Here is a 15,273-nt window from a genome sequence, read left to right on the forward strand (position 1 = left end):
ACCCCGACCAAAACTTTCTGAGGAGACTCCCGCATGTCCACTTCGCCCGCACTCTCCCCTGCCATCTCACCCGCCCGTGAGACTGATCTTCTCGCCTCCGTCCCCACCGGCCTGCTGATTGGCGGGCAGTGGCGGCAGGCGTCCGACGGCGGCACGTTCGACGTGCACGACCCCGCCACCGGGGAGGTACTCGCCACCCTGGCCTCCGCCACGAGCGCAGACGCACTGGCCGCTCTCGACGCCGCAGACAAGGCCCAGGCCTCCTGGGCCCGGACGGCGCCGCGTGAACGTGCCGAAATCCTGCGCCGCGCCTTCGACCTCGTGACCGCACGGGCCGAGGACTTCGCCCTGCTGATGACCCTGGAAATGGGCAAACCGTTGGCCGAAGCCCGCGGCGAAGTTACCTACGGCGCCGAATTCCTGCGCTGGTTCTCGGAGGAGACAGTCCGTGATTACGGCCGCTACCTCACCACACCGGAGGGCAAGAACAAGATCCTGGTCCAGCACAAGCCCGTGGGCCCCTGCCTGCTCATCACTCCGTGGAACTTCCCGCTCGCCATGGCCACCCGCAAGGTCGCCCCGGCCGTCGCAGCCGGCTGCACCATGGTCCTCAAGCCAGCCAAGCTCACCCCGCTGACCGCACAGCTGTTTGCCCAGACCATGCTCGACGCCGGCCTGCCCGCCGGCGTCCTGAACGTCGTCTCCTCCTCCAGCGCTTCGGGGATCTCAGGGCCGCTGCTGAAGGATTCCCGGCTGCGGAAGGTCTCCTTTACCGGCTCCACCCCGGTCGGCAAGCGCCTCATGGCCGACGCCGCACAGAATGTCCTGCGCACCTCCATGGAACTCGGCGGCAACGCCCCGTTCATCGTGTTCGAGGACGCCGACCTGGACAAGGCTGTGGACGGAGCCATGGCCGCCAAGATGCGGAACATGGGCGAAGCCTGCACCGCAGCCAACCGCTTTCTGGTCCAGGAATCCGTGGCGGCCGAGTTCACACAAAAATTCGCCGCTGCCATGGGAGCCCTGGTCACCGGCCGCGGGACGGAACCGGACACCAAGGTCGGCCCGCTGATCGACGCCGGCGCCCGTGACGACGTGCACGCACTGGTGAGTGCCGCCGTCGAGGCCGGCGCCACAGCGGTTACCGGCGGCGCACCGGTAGCGGGCGCTGGCTACTTTTACCAGCCCACCGTCCTGGCCAACGTGCCGAATGACGCCGAGATCCTGCGCCAGGAGATCTTCGGGCCGGTGGCTCCCGTCACCACCTTCACCACCGAATTGGACGCCATCCGGCTCGCCAACGCCACCGAATACGGTCTGGCGTCCTACGTCTACAGCCGGGACTTCAACCGGCTGCTCCGTGTGGCCGAACAGATCGAGTTCGGCATGGTTGGCTTCAACGCCGGCGTCATCTCCAACGCCGCCGCTCCGTTCGGCGGCGTCAAGCACTCCGGGCTCGGGCGTGAAGGCGGCTCCGAAGGCATCGCCGAATACACCACCACGCAGTACATCGGCATCGCCGACCCGTACGCTTCCTGACTTTCTGGACTTCGTCAAAAGCCACCGCTAGCGGGACACACCGACGTGCCCGCAGGAAAGAGACACAATGAGCGCCCTGTCGCATCAACAACGCAATTCGGCACCGCAACGAAATTCGGGACGGGAAAACCGTCGCGTAGCGTTTGCCACCATCGTCGGGACCACCGTCGAGTGGTACGACTTCTTCATCTACGCGAACGCTGCCGGCCTGGTTTTCGCCAAGCTTTTCTTCGAACCCGCCGGCAACGACATAGCCCTGTTGGTTTCCTTCGCGTCAGTGGGTCTGAGCTTCCTGTTCCGGCCCTTGGGCGCATTCCTGGCCGGACACTTCGGAGACCGACTGGGTCGCCGGGCCATGCTGGTCCTCACCATGATCCTCATGGGAGCCGCCACCACCCTGATCGGCGTGCTGCCCACCTACGAGACCGCCGGCCTGACTGCACCCGTCCTGCTGCTGCTTCTGCGCATCCTGCAAGGCATCTCTGCGGGCGGGGAATGGGGCGGTGCGGTCCTCATGGCCGTGGAACACGCGCCCAGTTCCAAGCGCGGACTGTTCGGTTCGTTCCCGCAACTCGGCGTCCCCTTGGGCATGCTGCTTGCGGCCGGCGTCCTGGCCCTGATGTCCGGCGTGGTCTCGCCCGGTGCGGCTTTCGTCGAGTGGGGCTGGCGTGTCCCGTTCCTGCTCAGCTTCGTGCTGATCATCGTGGGCTTCATTGTGCGTCGGAGCGTAGACGAGAGCCCTGTCTTTGCGGAAATCGCCACTCGGAGGCAGCAGACGCGCGTTCCGATCGTGGAGCTGTTCAAAAAGCACTGGCTGCTGGTCCTCCTTGCGGCGCTGGTCTTTGCAGGCAACAACGCCGCCGGGTATATGACCACCGGCGGCTATATCCTCAGCTACGCCACCGCCCCGAAGGGACTGGCCATGGACCGCACCCAGGTGCTCCTCGCCGTCACGGCCGCGGCCGCCCTGTGGTTCGTCTTTACGCTCATCGCCGGCTTCCTCGCCGACAGCATCGGCCGCAAGAAGACCTACCTCATCGGCTATGGCTGCCTGATGGTCACGTTCTTCCCGCTGTTTTGGCTCATCAATAGCGGCAACATCTGGGCCATGTTCCTGGGCCTGGCCTTGTTCAGCGTCGGACTCGGCCTCACCTACGGACCGCAGGCCGCCCTCTACAGTGAACTCTTTCCGGCATCCATCCGTTTCTCCGGAGTGGCCATCTCCTATGCTCTGGGCGCGATTATCGGCGGTGCCTTTGCTCCGGCGATCGCCACCGCACTGGTCCAGGCGACGGGGACCACCATGTCGGTGTCTGCGTACCTGCTCGTTGTCGCGCTGATCTCAACGGGCGCGGTGCTGATGATCCGCGAACGGAAGGGCATCGACCTGGGCATCGATAACCAGGCCGAGCAGGAAGTCGGCGCCACCGTCTTCGACCGGCGCAGCCCCGTCACGAACGAGGTCTGATCCCCGGTAGTGAGCCTGTCGCCCCCCGGTCCTCGACAGGCTCACTACCGGCAGTAGGGCTACCCGGCCTGCCGCGGCAATGTCGGGGTCGGCTCCGGCAATAGACTGAAGCCATGGCCCAGACAGGACTCTCCGCAAGCAGACGGTTCCTGCGAGGAAGGATCCGCACGGGGGTGGTCCGGAGCCGCAACTCGCTGGTCCCTGCCATCCAGATGACGGTCTGCGCCGTGGGTGCCTATGCGTTCGCCGAGTACATCCTGGGGCACACCGGTCCCCTGTTCGCGGCCACGTCGTCGCTGATTGCCCTCGGGTTCTCCCGGGATCCGCGCCTCCGCCGGGTGGTGGAGGTTGGCCTGGGCTGTACCCTGGGCATCGTCGTCGGCGACCTGCTGCTTCACTGGCTGGGCGCCGGAATCTGGCAGGCCGCCGTCGTCCTTCTTTTCTCCATCCTGCTGGCCCGCTTCCTGGACAGCGGCACCATCTTCACCACCCAGCTCGGGCTGCAGTCCCTGCTCGTGGTGCTGCTGCCGGCGCCGGCCGGCGGGCCGTTCACGCGGAGCATCGACGCCGTGGTGGGCGGTGTTTTTGCGCTGCTGGTCACCATTCTGGTGCCCAAGGACCCGCGCCGTGAGCCCCGGAAGGACGTCCAGAAGCTCCTGCACGAACTCGCGGAGGTGCTGCGCGAGTGCGCGTCGGCCCTGCTCCACAGCGATTCCACCGAGGCGTGGCATGCGCTGGTGCGCGGCCGCAACTGCCAGCCGCTGGTGGATGCGATGAGGCAGTCGCTGCGGGCGTCCGGCGAGGTGGCTACCCTGGCGCCGGCCTACCGCAGGCACCGGGACGAGCTGGACCGGCTGGAACAGTCACTGGATTTCATTGACCTCGCGCTGCGCAACAGCCGGGTCTTCGCGCGCCGGCTGACCAGCGCCATCAACCACGCGGCGCTCTCCGACGAAGCCGTCGAGAATATTGCCGAGGTCCTGCAGGAGACGGCTGCGGCCATCGATGAGCTCTCGCTGGGGCTAGCGGAGGTCCACGACGGCGTCCGCCGCACCCATCTGCGCACGGCCCGCGTCGACCTGAGCGACATCGCCGGGCGGCTGCACCCGAGGATGCTCAAAGTGCAGCGGCTGGAGGGTGAAACCGTGGTGATGCTGTTCCGGCCGCTCATGGTGGACCTGCTCGAGGCCACCGGCATCGACCCGCGCGAGGCCCGCGACATCCTGCCGCCGCTGTAGGAGGCCGCTGGCTGAGTTCGCCGTGTATCCGAGGACGCCTGACGCGCAGCGCATGACGTTGGATCAGTGCCGAACAGTGTCCAAGGGATCGGCAGTTGCAACCACGGGGTGGAAGCCCGGGCGCTGCGGTTCGTGGGTCATGCGGTCATTTTCGCATGCGGCCATTTTGCCGGCCCCACTAACGGGCTGGCGTCATCAGCTCAGCAGTTTGGGTGGAGGTGTTTTTCCTCGCTTCGGAAAGCGCTAGATTCCACGCCAAGCCAAGCGATAGACCAGTTCATTGGCAAATATTTTGTGAGACAGGTGCGGTTACGAGACATTTCGGCCGCTTCCCTCCGGTGACGAGGTCCGCCGGGAGAGCGCAGCGAGGGCTTAGGACCGGTGGTGGTCCATGAGCAGCTCGGCCATGGCCCTGGCGCGGCCAGCGGCGCGGGAGTCGCCCTCGGCCGCGGCGACGATGGCTCCCTTGATCAGGATGTGAATGGACCAGGCGAAATCGTGCGGGTCGTTAAGGCCAGCGGATTCTGCGAGTTCCGCAATCTGTTGCCGCGTCTGGTCCATGTACCGGATGCTCGCTTTCCCGAGGGGGTGGTCGGGGCCCATTTCCATCATCACGTGCAGGAAGGAGCTAACCTGGGCCGCGCCTTGGCGGAACCAGTCGTCGAAGACATCGAAGATCGTCAGCATGGCTGCCTCGTCGCTGGTCCCGCGCCGGGCGATTGCGTTCTGGATCGCGGCCGTGCGTTCCAAGTACCACTGCTCGAGGAAGGCAAGGACGACATCGTCCTTGGAGCGGAAGTGCCTGTAGAAGGTTGCCTTGGCCACGCCTGACGCACGGATCAGTTCGTCGACTGCGACATCGCGGATCCCGCGACGGGCGAACAGTTCGTAGGCGGCGGCAACGATCTTCTCCCGAGGCCTGTCCATTGCAGGGCGCCTTGACTGTTCAGCTCTGCTCTCGGGGGTCTGCACACATGGATAATACACAATCCCCTTGGGCCGAGACAGACCGTTCTGTCTAGGGCGTCCCGACTGCATCAGTTCGACGACGGGGGCTGGATTCCGATGGCCCCGTCAGCCCAGCCGTTCGGGCAGCTGACCGTTCCGACACCGATGACTGTCACCATGATCCGGGCTTTTTTGAGGCCGCAACTCGAGGGCTCAGAACTGGTCGGCCAGGGCCCGGTTCACAGCGGGGATATCCAGGGAGGCAGGGTCGAACGGTTCATTTGAACCGGTGATCTCGGTCACCCACGCGGAATATTCGGCGTGATCGGGATGGGCCGGGTCGGCCAAAGCGTCCATGATCGCCTCGTAGCCGGGTAATCCGCCGGAGTCCTCCAGCGGACCGCGGCGTTCACCGTCGGTCAGCAGGGCCGGCGGAGCATCTGCTTCGGCCGGCCGGCCGGAGACTAGTTCAAGGGAGAACAGCTGCTCCAGGGTGCAGTCCTCCTCGGGCCTGTCCTCCGGTTCTTCACACTCCCGGCCCGGGAGCCACTGCAGGGTCTCCGGTACTTGGCCATCGACCGGCCGCAGCGGCGCGAAGGGGTCATTCGGGGTGAACCGGTGCAGGTGCGCGTCCTCCCAGCCGAAGGCTGCCTGCAGGACCTGGTGCACCTGAGGCAGCGCCAGGGAGCCAGGCATCTCCAGCTGACGCCAAATGGAAGGCTCGCTGTCGACGAGCTCCACGCGAGCCTCCAGTATCGATTCGGCGCACCGGGTCGCCAGCCTCCAGTTTGTCCATGCAGCCCATTCTTTCAGGGCCCGCGGCTGCAATCGGAACGGTGGCGGACGCCGGAGCAATCCTTTGCTCTAGCGCACGAAGGGCGGGACGGAGGTGTCGTTGAATGGCTCGAACCAGTCCTGTAATTTCATGGGGGCGGGCCCAGTTGCATGTTCAACTCGATGTCGCTTTCGAAATCCTCCATGGCGTTCTGGTAGACCATCTCGCTGTCGGTGTCTTCGAACATGTGTTGTTCGAGAAAGCCCCGCCAGTCGGCTGCAAGATCGAGGTCATACAGGTCCTGAATGACCTCAACCTGATCGAAAAGGCAGCGGAGTGCCAGTTCCTGGGCGACGCAGGACGGACGAGTCCAGCCGCTGGTCAGCGCCCCCGGTCATGTCCGCGGCTATGACCAGAAACTGCCGGGCGAACCGGATGTCGTATTTGTCGGCGTGCCTGGATGGGAGTCCGGACAGGACGAAGGTGTTTGCGCGGGGCGGGAGCTGGAGCTGCAGCGCCTGCCGAGGTCTTGATCGCCTGGCCGGAGCAGATGATCGAGCCGCTGCTGGCCGAGGTGGCGGCCTAAGCGGGTTGTGCACCTGTTCCGTGGTCAAAATCCCTGTGGCAGGCAGTTCTCGAACTTCTTCGGCGGATCGGGAATTCCGTCCGGCCATCGCGTCGCACCATTGCAGTTGTTGGCCAGGATGGCCTTATCCAGGTTCCGGGCGCGGGAAAGATTGGCGCCGCCCAAATCGGAGCTTGAGAGATCGGCACCGTCGAGATCCGCGTCGGTGAAGTCGGCCCACGAAAGGTCCATAAGGGACAGGTCGGTGTTCTTGACGTTTGCGCCGGAGAAATCAGCGAAATCAAAGCACCTTTCCACTACTTCCTTGTCCTTGCAGCCGAATCTCAGGCCTTTCAAGCTCAGGCCCTCAAGGCCAACACCGTGGAAGGGCATCGCGGTGGAACGCTGGATGTAGACGCTTCTGACGAACTGTAGGTCGGCAGCCCTTTGTTGCCGGAGCGCTATGTTGTTGTCCCACGAAAGCGCAACGGCCGAAAGGACGGCTCCGCTTACCAGGCCGCCGATAATCCCTGCAAAGACATCGTGTAGCAAACTGTCTTCGGCGAGCCTTTGCCGAAAGCGACGCCACAACGAAAGGCGCTCGGGCTCAGCCATGGCCTGGCCTACTTAGGCGCTGGACTGCAGCAGGAAAACCAAGCCCTGGAGGTCTCCAGCGGCTAGTGTGATCAGTCATCATCGACCGCCTCTCACCGTATCCCCAGCGGTAGGTTTATGCTCCCACTGGCGGCCGAAGAGGTCGAGATTCGACGTCAGAAAATCCGCGAATTTCGGCCAATAGGGGCTTTATCAACCTCTAGAGGGTGACAGAATCTTCATTATCGGCTTTTGAATGGGTCTTCGCGACATGACCGAAGACTGGACGCTTCCGCTCCCTCGTCACCGCAGGCCTCATGGCGGTCCTCACCATGACCTCGGTGTTTGCAGGGTGGAACCGGGAAGTCAGGGCCTCAACCTGCCGACTAACACTGGCTAGTTACCAGACGGGTGTGATCCGGCTTGCACTACATGTCCATGACTTCCGGGCAGTTCCGCGGCGCGAAGGGCACTGCGATTCTCCACCGACGGCATCCCCTCGGTTAACCGGGTGTATCTGTGGGAGCAACACAACCGTGCCGTCGGGATTCTAGGGCTGCCAATGGTTGTTCTCGGGCAGCTCGGATAGGTTGATCAGCTCTAGAAACGCATGCGTCGCGGGGCTGGGATTGAATCTGCTCCAAGCTACATATTCGGATCGTGACGGCCCGTCGGTGATCGGGATGCTGACTAGGGCCGGATGGCGCGGCACATATCCTGCAGGTAGGAGCGCCACGGCCAGGTTGTGGCGGATGAGATCCACGGTGAGATCCGTAGCCATTGATTCGAAGGCTACTTCTCGGTGGATATTCGCAGCAGCGAAGGCCTGATCACTCTCGTCGCGTGCCGGAGTTCCGCCCGGAAAATCCGCAAATGTCTCCTGGGCCAGATCACATAGTCTTATTTCGCGAGAGTTTGCTAGACGATGTTCTTGGCTGGTCACAGCGACCAGCGGATCAGAACCCAAATGCCGCCACGACACTCCCTTTGGTTTACGGTTTTCCGGCAAACCGAGGAAGCCCACGTCAAGATCTCCCCGCGCGATAGAAGTTTCCAGTTCGTCGCTGCCGCCGGCCTGCAACATGATGTGGATTTGTGGATGAGCTTCTCTGAATTCTCGCAACGAGGCTGAAACGCTGATTGCGGTCACTGTTGGAATGACACCTACGCGCAGGCGTCCAGTGATGTGACCTGCCGCCGCTGCCGCGTCAACGGCGGCACGTTCTGCAGCATTGAGCGCGGTGCGGGCTGCTGCGAGGAAAGCCGTACCTGCTGCTGTCAGTTCAACGCGTCTGCTTGTCCGATCGAACAGCTTGACGCCCAATTCATCCTCCAAACGCTTGATCTGGTGACTCAATGCTGACTGCACCACGAAACAGCGCGCGGCCGCGCGAGTAAAGTTCCCTTCTTCTGCCACGGCCACGACATAGCGGAACTGTTGTAACTCCATCCATCCATGATCCATATCGATTGGTGTGATGACAAGTATGTGTTGGACTCATAGAGGTGGGCACCGGCAAGATGGCATTACACACGAAAAAGACCACGAGTGCACACAGCGTCCAAGCGATGCGGACGCAATAGCCCGTGGTCCTCTTAGATCGAGAAGGAGATCAGTTTTGATCAGGCACGTATTCATGTGGCAGGCGGCAGAAACGGCTGAAAACTCGGCCATCCTTGACCTTCTGACCCAGCTTTCAGACAAGCTGACCGTCATCCGTAGCTGGGAACCTGGCGGCCATGTCGGCGAACCCAACGAGAACGGTGAGCCGTGGGACGGTGTCCTGATCACGGACTTCGATTCCTGGGCTGACCTTGAGTCCTACTCGTCCGACCCGTTCCACGAAGAGATCGTACAGCAGTTGCTGCCGATGGTGCGCAGCCGTGCGGTCGTCGACTTCATCCGGGAGGGAGAGTAATCGTGACTGCGAATATTTCAGAAGCCAGGGCGGGCATCAAGGTCGCGATGAGCCCCTACGGTGCTGACGACGAGCTCGGAGCGCTGAACACTCTTGCTTTGGCCGCCCAGGCCAACGCCTTGGGCCGTGCAGACACCTCAAAGGTCTATGACCTGAGTGTGGACTACTTTGTGGGCATGCCAAGTTTCCAAGCGGCAGGCGACCCGTCGTACCAGATTTTCATGAGCCACACGCCGGATGGAACCGTCGTCGATAACCTAAACGGCGCAGGGGACCACGTTAATCAGCACGTCTGCTACTCGGGCGATGTCGTTTTCCTGTATACCCACACTGGCACCCACATCGATGCCCTGAACCATTTCGGCGTTGACGGTGCCATCTACAACGGCTTCACAGCCAAGGAACATCTTGGCAGCCGTAACTGGACCAAGGGTGGCGTGGACACGATTCCGCCAATCATCGCCCGCACCGTACTGCTGGACATCGCCAAGCTCAAGGGCGTGCAGTGCCTTGAGGACTCCTACGCCATCACGGTTGAAGACATCGAAGACGAACTGCAGCGCACCGGCTTGACTATCGGGCAGGGCGACGTCGTGTTTGTGCGTACAGGACGGATGGCTTTCTGGCCCGACGGCAGCAAAGCACTCGGCAACCCTCCCGGCCTCAGCCTGGATGCATCCCGTTGGCTCACTGCACAGGGAATCAGCGTCATCGGCGCGGACCAGGAATGCGTGGAGGTTGGTCCCAGCCACCATGAAGACAACTGGCTTCCCGGGCATTGCCACTTCCTGGCAGAGGCCGGCGTACCGATGATTGAGTTGCTGAACCTCGAAGAGCTCTCGGCAGACGACGTCAACGAGTTCTGCGTCATTGCGGCGCCAATTCGCCTCAAGGGAGCAACGGGTGCGCCAATCCGCCCCATGGCTCTGAAGCTGAACTAATTCGCCAACGCGGAAAGCAGTTCACCCGTTCAGGTCTTGCTTGACGTGAACGACAATCGAAATAACCACGGGAGCCCAACGGTGAACAGCAGACCGGACCCAGTGTCCAGTTTTGCTCAAGAGACCACGGGCTCTTAGTTCCAAGTTTCAAAGGAGAAACTCATGGATCTCAAGGGCACAAACAACACGGTCGAGGTTACAGACGCCTTGTACCGTACTGGTTCCGACGAGGACCAGATGGGCAAATGGTCACTGCTGATGGCGTTCTACGGCATCGCCAGCGCCATGTTCATGCTCTACATCGGCGCAGCCATGGCGGTCGCATACGGCACGGTCAACGCGATCATCGGCATCGTGCTAACCATTATCACTTACAGCCTGATCAATCGTGTGTTGGCGAAGCATTCGATCAACAACCGCACCACTGTCGCGCGGTTCTCCCGGACCATTCTGGGGAAGGCCGGCACGATTATCGCCAGTGTGATCTTGGCATTGACGGCCATCTACTACGCCGTGTTCGAGGGCGCAATCGTGGTGTACGCCTTCCAAGCGGCCTTTGGCGGCGAACATTGGATCTGGAGCCTCGTGGTCGTGGCTTACTCCACGCCCCTCATTCTGGGCGGAGTCCGACGTTTCCTGGACAAACTCAATGGTTGGCTGCTGCCGCTGTACCTGCTGGGATTGGTCGTCATGGTGGTATGGGCCGGGGTGAAGTTCGGGTTCACCGATGCCTGGCTGACCCAAACTCCCGGAGAGCTTCCCCTCGCGGCCGGCGGCCCTGGATGGCTTGCCACCTTCGCAGCATACTTGGGCGTGTGGGTGCTGCTGATGTACACCATGGATTACGCGGCGCTCGGCAAGCGGCAGGACACACGGTTCCACACCAAATACACCTTCACTTGGCCGTTCTGGACACTCACCTACGGCGTGAACGCCCTGGTAGGCATCTTCCTGACCTTCACGATTCCCGGCCTGCAAGTTTCGGAATCAGGCCTATCCGGCGGGCTGGTGGCTTTGATGGGGCCGATCGGCCTTGTCCTTGTCCTCGTCTTCCAAACCCGAATTAATACCGCCAACTATTTCATCGGCGCAGCCAACCTGCAGGAATTCGGGGAACGGCTGTTCCGAGTAAAGCTTCCAGCAGCGTTCTGGGTGATTGTCTCCTCGGTGATCATCTACCTGCTGATGCTGCTGCCGGTCATCCAATACCTTCTGCTCGCCTTGGCATGGCAGGGAGTACTGGTCAGCGGATGGGTTTCCATCGCCCTCACGCACATCCTCCTAAACCGGACACGGAAGGAAGAACACGGTCTGCTCGGAGACGAACACTACAAGCAGGTCCACTACCCGGGACTGATCGCCTGGGTCGCAGCGACCGTGGTTGGCATCTTCCTCACAAGCGCGTTCCCTTGGGGTGCAACGTGGGGCCCAATCGCAACAGTCGTTGTAGCCAGCGGCCTATATGCCGGGCTGAGGGGTGCTTTTAGGCAGCACAGTGCCCTGCACCTGGAGACCAAAGCCGGCACAACACGGGCCTTTACGGAGGCGGGGTAACCTGCGACTGAACAACAGCAGCGACCGCACCTGACCTCGGCCAGGACCCCGCCCAACCGGACCAAGGGCAGACGGCAACCAGGATCGCAGCGACCGTACGTAATTCACAACAATGAAATTGGAGAAGTAGCAATGAAACTCGGAGTCTTCCTTCCGAATGGTCAAAACGGATACATCATTTCGGAAAACGCACCGCAGTACGAGCCCTCCTTTGAACACTGCCTGGAGATCGCACAGGAGGTCGAAAACATTGGTCTCGACTTTGTCCTCTCGATGATCAAATATCACGGCTTTGGCGGCAAAACCGGTTACTGGGATGGTTGCCTCGACTCGGTCGTCCTGGCTACTGGCATCGCCGCCCTTACCAGCAAGATCGATGTCTTCGCAACGGTTCCGATCCTCGGTATTCCTCCAGTGATCGCGGCCCGCCAGCTTGCGACCTTCGATGAGATTGCCAAGGGACGGGGCGGCGTAAACCTTGTAACCGGCTGGAATCGTCCTGAATACGACCCCATGGGTCTGTGGCCAGGCGACGACTACTACGACAGGCGCTACGACTACGCAGCGGAGTACGTACAGATCCTTCGTGGGCTCTGGAGAGACGGGCGCACCACGTTCAAGGGTGAGTTCTTCGATATTCAGGACGCGACGTGCTTGCCGAGCTCGGGTCGTGAACTCCCCATTGTCACCGCCGGACAGTCAAGGAAGGGCCAAGAGTACACCGCGCACCACGGTGACTACAACTTTGTTTTTGCAGATCGTGCGCTATTGCCACAGATCACGAAGCCGATGAACGAGGAAGCAGAGCGGGTTGGGCGTACAGTCGGCAGCTATGCTCTCTTTACGATTATCGCCGCGGAGACCGACGAAGAGGCATTGGCAAAGACTCAGCACATCATTGACGGTCGTGACCTGGAAGCGCTCAAAAACGTTGCTGGCAGTGCGTCTCTCGACCCTCAGACCGGAGGCACCAGTGCACACTTCGTCGCGGGGCTCACTGCGCCTGCTGAAGAGGGCAACCTGACCTTCATGAGCTTTCCGGTCATTCACGGCTCCTACGAGAATGTGGCTGAGCAGATCGCCACGATGGAGCGTGATACGGGTGCGGCCGGCGTGCTCATGACGTTTGTGGACTACGTGCCGGATATCAAGATTTTCGGCGAGAAGGTCCTGCCGCTCATCCGCGAAAAGCTGGCCGCGCTCCAGCCTGCCTAAGAGGCCAAAGTGCACTGCCAGGCTGGTCCTGTCCCGGCGACGACGTTGCCGGGACAGGACCAGCCTGGAAGTCCCCGGCTGACCTACGGTAGGGCTTGAATTTATCAGCGTCACGTACTTAAAGGCTCGGTATGGGAAAGTTTTCGGGCACGACCACTTCAGGCCGTGAAAAGGCATACGCGCACCTGCGTGAAAGTGTCCTCACGGATCCGCAGCTGCAAGGCCAGTTCATCAACGAGACAGACCTTGCAGCCGACCTCGGCATTTCCCGCACCCCTGTCCGGGAAGCGTTGATGCTCCTCGTCTCAGAAGGTCTCGTCGAGCTGATTCCGCAGCGCGGCGCATACGTCCCAGCCATCTCTGGCAGGGAAATCTCGGAACTCATGGAACTTCGCAGCGTTCTTGAACGCTACGCGTCCCGGCTGGTCATCACGAAACAGCGTGTGCCGGCTGAAAGGATGCAAACGACACTCGACCTTCAGGCCGCCGTCCCAGATGACGATGATCCAGAGTCCGCACGCCATTTCATGCGCCTGGGAACCCTGTTTCACCAACAGCTCATTGACGCCGCTGGAAGCGATCTGATCTCCCGCACCTACAGCAATCTCCATGTCAGGCAAACGTTGGCAGGCGCTACCGCTGCGTGCAGGACCTCATGGCGGCGCCATGTCGTCTGCTCCGAACATCAGGGAATACTCGACGCCCTCATCGCGGGAGACGTTGTCCAGGCCCAAAAGGCAGTCGATGAGCATCTGGCCTCAACGAAGGACAACCTGTTCCGCAACTGACCGGAAAATTCCGGCCCACACCTCAACCACGCTTAACCGATGGGAGTTCTTCCATGCGTCTCGCAGTTGCCCAGATCATCAGCGGTGCCGACCCGACAGCGAATCTTGGCCTCATCAGGCAATACGCTGTTGAGGCCAAGAAAACTGGAGCCGAGTTGGTCGTGTTCCCTGAGGCGGTCATGCGCGCATTCGGTCACTCCCTCAACGACATCGCTGAGCCCCTCGATGGTCCTTGGGCCAACGAGGTCCGCAGCATCGCAAAAAGCTTGGATCTTGTCATCATTGCTGGAATGTTTACACCCGGCCGCGACGGCCGTGTCCGGAACACACTGCTCGTCACGGGACCCGGCATTGAAACTTCATACGACAAGGTGCACCTCTTTGATGCATTCGGATTTGCCGAGTCCGAAAGCGTCGATGCTGGGGAGAAATCGGTGACTTTCGAGGCGAACGGTACGGTTTTCGGGCTGGCCACCTGCTATGACGTCCGTTTCCCTGCGCTGTTCTCCGCCAATGCCAACGCCGGAGCCCAAGTGAACATCGTCTGTGCTTCGTGGGGATTTGGAGAAGGTAAAGCCGAGCAATGGGACCTGCTGGTCCGGGCAAGGGCATTGGACAGCACGACGTTCGTCGTCGCTTGCGGTCAGGGCGACCCGGAAACCATCGGTGCCGGGCCTGCTGGCGCAGCTCCCACCGGAATCGGTCGCAGTGCTGTTATCTCGCCGCTTGGATCCGTGCTGGCCAAACTTGGCGGCAAGCCCGAACTTGTGGTCGTTGACATCGAACCGTCACAGGTTGCCGAGGCCCGCCAAAAACTGCCGGTTCTGGCCAACGCCCACCAGTTCTAAGGTCAAGGCACGGACCATCCATATCTACTGACCACGAAGAAGTGAGAGACACACCATGACGCTGAAAGCAACGATCGTCGTAGGCAACCCCAAGCCGCAGTCTCGCACACTGGAGGTGGCCAAGAGTCTCACCGACAAGCTCCTCGTCCCGGGCACCTACATGCTGGAAATCATCGATCTCGCCGATCACGTCGCGGAAATCTTCGCCTGGCCATCGGATGAGATGGCTGCATTGAACGCCCGTGTCGCGGAGAGTGATCTTGTGGTTTTCGCCTCCCCGACCTACAAGGCCACCTACACGGGCCTCCTTAAAGCATTCCTGGATCGGTATCCAACCAATGGTCTAGTCGGTGTCACAGCCATTCCCGTGCACACAGGAGGCGATCTCACCCACGCCATGGGTCCCACGGTGAACCTCGCACCGCTGCTGGCTGAACTTGGTGCGGTTGTTCCTGGCCGCGGCTTCTACTTCGTGTCCAGCCAGATGGAGAACCTGGACGAAATTACTGCCCAGGCGGCGGCGGAGTACGCGGCTAATCTCAGCCGTGCCGCTAACATCGCCGCGTCATTGTCCGCGCCGGTTGCCTGAGGGAAGAAACACCACGTCTCTCGCCCAAACCTTGCCATGGTCCAGACCCCGGCGTTTGATCCCCGGGTTTTCCGTGACACGCTCGGGCACTACGCTTCCGGCATCACCATCATCAGCGGCATCGACGAGGACGACCCGATCGGCTTCGCCTGCCAGTCCTTCTACCCCGTCTCGACCGAACCGCTCCCGGACTCCTTCAGGTCAAGACCAACTCCCCACGGCGCCGACGAGGCCTCTACACCCGATACATAGGTATTAGTGACCCCCATGCCAATTGACCCCACCATTACGG

15 protein-coding genes are annotated in these 15,273 nt (G+C 61.6%); 11 read left to right on the plus strand and 4 right to left on the minus strand.

Annotated elements, in window-relative coordinates:
- The first annotated feature begins 33 nt into the window (after nt 1-33).
- The 3 genes from LQ144_RS06460 to LQ144_RS06470 all read left to right on the plus strand — a co-directional run bounded on the left by LQ144_RS06460 (nt 34) and on the right by LQ144_RS06470 (nt 4,245).
- Nucleotides 34-1,539, plus strand: a complete 1,506-nt coding sequence (locus tag LQ144_RS06460) for an NAD-dependent succinate-semialdehyde dehydrogenase (RefSeq protein ID WP_230117748.1) — start codon at nt 34-36, stop codon at nt 1,537-1,539.
- 67 nt (nt 1,540-1,606) lie between these two features.
- On the plus strand, nt 1,607-3,007 hold the full coding sequence (locus tag LQ144_RS06465; protein WP_230117749.1) for an MFS transporter: 1,401 nt from the start codon (nt 1,607-1,609) through the stop codon (nt 3,005-3,007).
- 113 nt (nt 3,008-3,120) lie between these two features.
- Nucleotides 3,121-4,245, plus strand: coding sequence for an FUSC family protein (locus LQ144_RS06470; protein WP_230117750.1), 1,125 nt, complete (start codon nt 3,121-3,123; stop codon nt 4,243-4,245).
- 372 nt (nt 4,246-4,617) lie between these two features.
- Here LQ144_RS06470 and LQ144_RS06475 read toward each other — a convergent pair whose 3' ends face one another.
- From LQ144_RS06475 to LQ144_RS06490, 4 genes are all read right to left on the minus strand, one after another.
- A complete protein-coding gene (locus tag LQ144_RS06475) occupies nt 4,618-5,172 on the minus strand; it encodes a TetR/AcrR family transcriptional regulator (RefSeq protein ID WP_230117751.1) in 555 nt (184 codons plus the stop codon).
- 234 nt (nt 5,173-5,406) lie between these two features.
- Nucleotides 5,407-5,934 (minus strand): plasmid pRiA4b ORF-3 family protein, encoded by a 528-nt coding sequence (locus LQ144_RS06480; protein ID WP_230117752.1) that lies wholly within the window; start codon nt 5,932-5,934, stop codon nt 5,407-5,409.
- A 644-nt stretch (nt 5,935-6,578) separates the two neighbouring features.
- Entirely contained in the window at nt 6,579-7,148 is a 570-nt protein-coding gene (locus LQ144_RS06485; protein ID WP_230117753.1) for a pentapeptide repeat-containing protein, read from the minus strand.
- A 529-nt stretch (nt 7,149-7,677) separates the two neighbouring features.
- Nucleotides 7,678-8,577: a LysR family transcriptional regulator gene (locus LQ144_RS06490; protein ID WP_230117754.1), complete on the minus strand. Its 900-nt coding sequence runs from the start codon at nt 8,575-8,577 to the stop codon at nt 7,678-7,680.
- Nucleotides 8,578-8,746: 169 nt separating this feature from the next.
- Here LQ144_RS06490 and LQ144_RS06495 point away from each other — a divergent pair, with 169 nt between their 5' ends.
- The 8 genes from LQ144_RS06495 to LQ144_RS06530 all read left to right on the plus strand — a co-directional run bounded on the left by LQ144_RS06495 (nt 8,747) and on the right by LQ144_RS06530 (nt 15,233).
- Entirely contained in the window at nt 8,747-9,046 is a 300-nt protein-coding gene (locus LQ144_RS06495) for a Dabb family protein (RefSeq protein ID WP_230117755.1), read from the plus strand.
- Between the two features lie 2 nt (nt 9,047-9,048).
- Complete coding sequence (locus tag LQ144_RS06500; protein ID WP_230117756.1) at nt 9,049-9,987, plus strand: cyclase family protein; 939 nt, start codon at nt 9,049-9,051, stop codon at nt 9,985-9,987.
- A 162-nt stretch (nt 9,988-10,149) separates the two neighbouring features.
- Nucleotides 10,150-11,541 carry a permease gene (locus LQ144_RS06505; RefSeq protein ID WP_230117757.1) on the plus strand — a complete coding sequence of 464 codons (1,392 nt, stop codon included), beginning with the start codon at nt 10,150-10,152 and terminating at the stop codon, nt 11,539-11,541.
- 132 nt (nt 11,542-11,673) lie between these two features.
- Entirely contained in the window at nt 11,674-12,756 is a 1,083-nt protein-coding gene (locus LQ144_RS06510) for an LLM class flavin-dependent oxidoreductase (RefSeq protein ID WP_230117758.1), read from the plus strand.
- Between the two features lie 131 nt (nt 12,757-12,887).
- Nucleotides 12,888-13,544 (plus strand): GntR family transcriptional regulator, encoded by a 657-nt coding sequence (locus LQ144_RS06515; RefSeq protein WP_230117759.1) that lies wholly within the window; start codon nt 12,888-12,890, stop codon nt 13,542-13,544.
- A 53-nt stretch (nt 13,545-13,597) separates the two neighbouring features.
- The gene (locus tag LQ144_RS06520; RefSeq protein WP_230117760.1) at nt 13,598-14,392 is read left to right on the plus strand and encodes a carbon-nitrogen hydrolase family protein; all 795 of its coding nucleotides are present in this window, start codon (nt 13,598-13,600) and stop codon (nt 14,390-14,392) included.
- 55 nt (nt 14,393-14,447) lie between these two features.
- Nucleotides 14,448-14,981: an NAD(P)H-dependent oxidoreductase gene (locus LQ144_RS06525; protein WP_230117761.1), complete on the plus strand. Its 534-nt coding sequence runs from the start codon at nt 14,448-14,450 to the stop codon at nt 14,979-14,981.
- Nucleotides 14,982-15,017: 36 nt separating this feature from the next.
- Nucleotides 15,018-15,233, plus strand: a complete 216-nt coding sequence (locus LQ144_RS06530; protein ID WP_230117762.1) for a hypothetical protein — start codon at nt 15,018-15,020, stop codon at nt 15,231-15,233.
- The last annotated feature ends 40 nt before the right edge of the window (nt 15,234-15,273 follow it).

Source organism: Arthrobacter sp. Bi83 (assembly GCF_918698095.1).
In the GTDB taxonomy this organism is placed as follows: Bacteria; Actinomycetota; Actinomycetes; order Actinomycetales; family Micrococcaceae; genus Arthrobacter.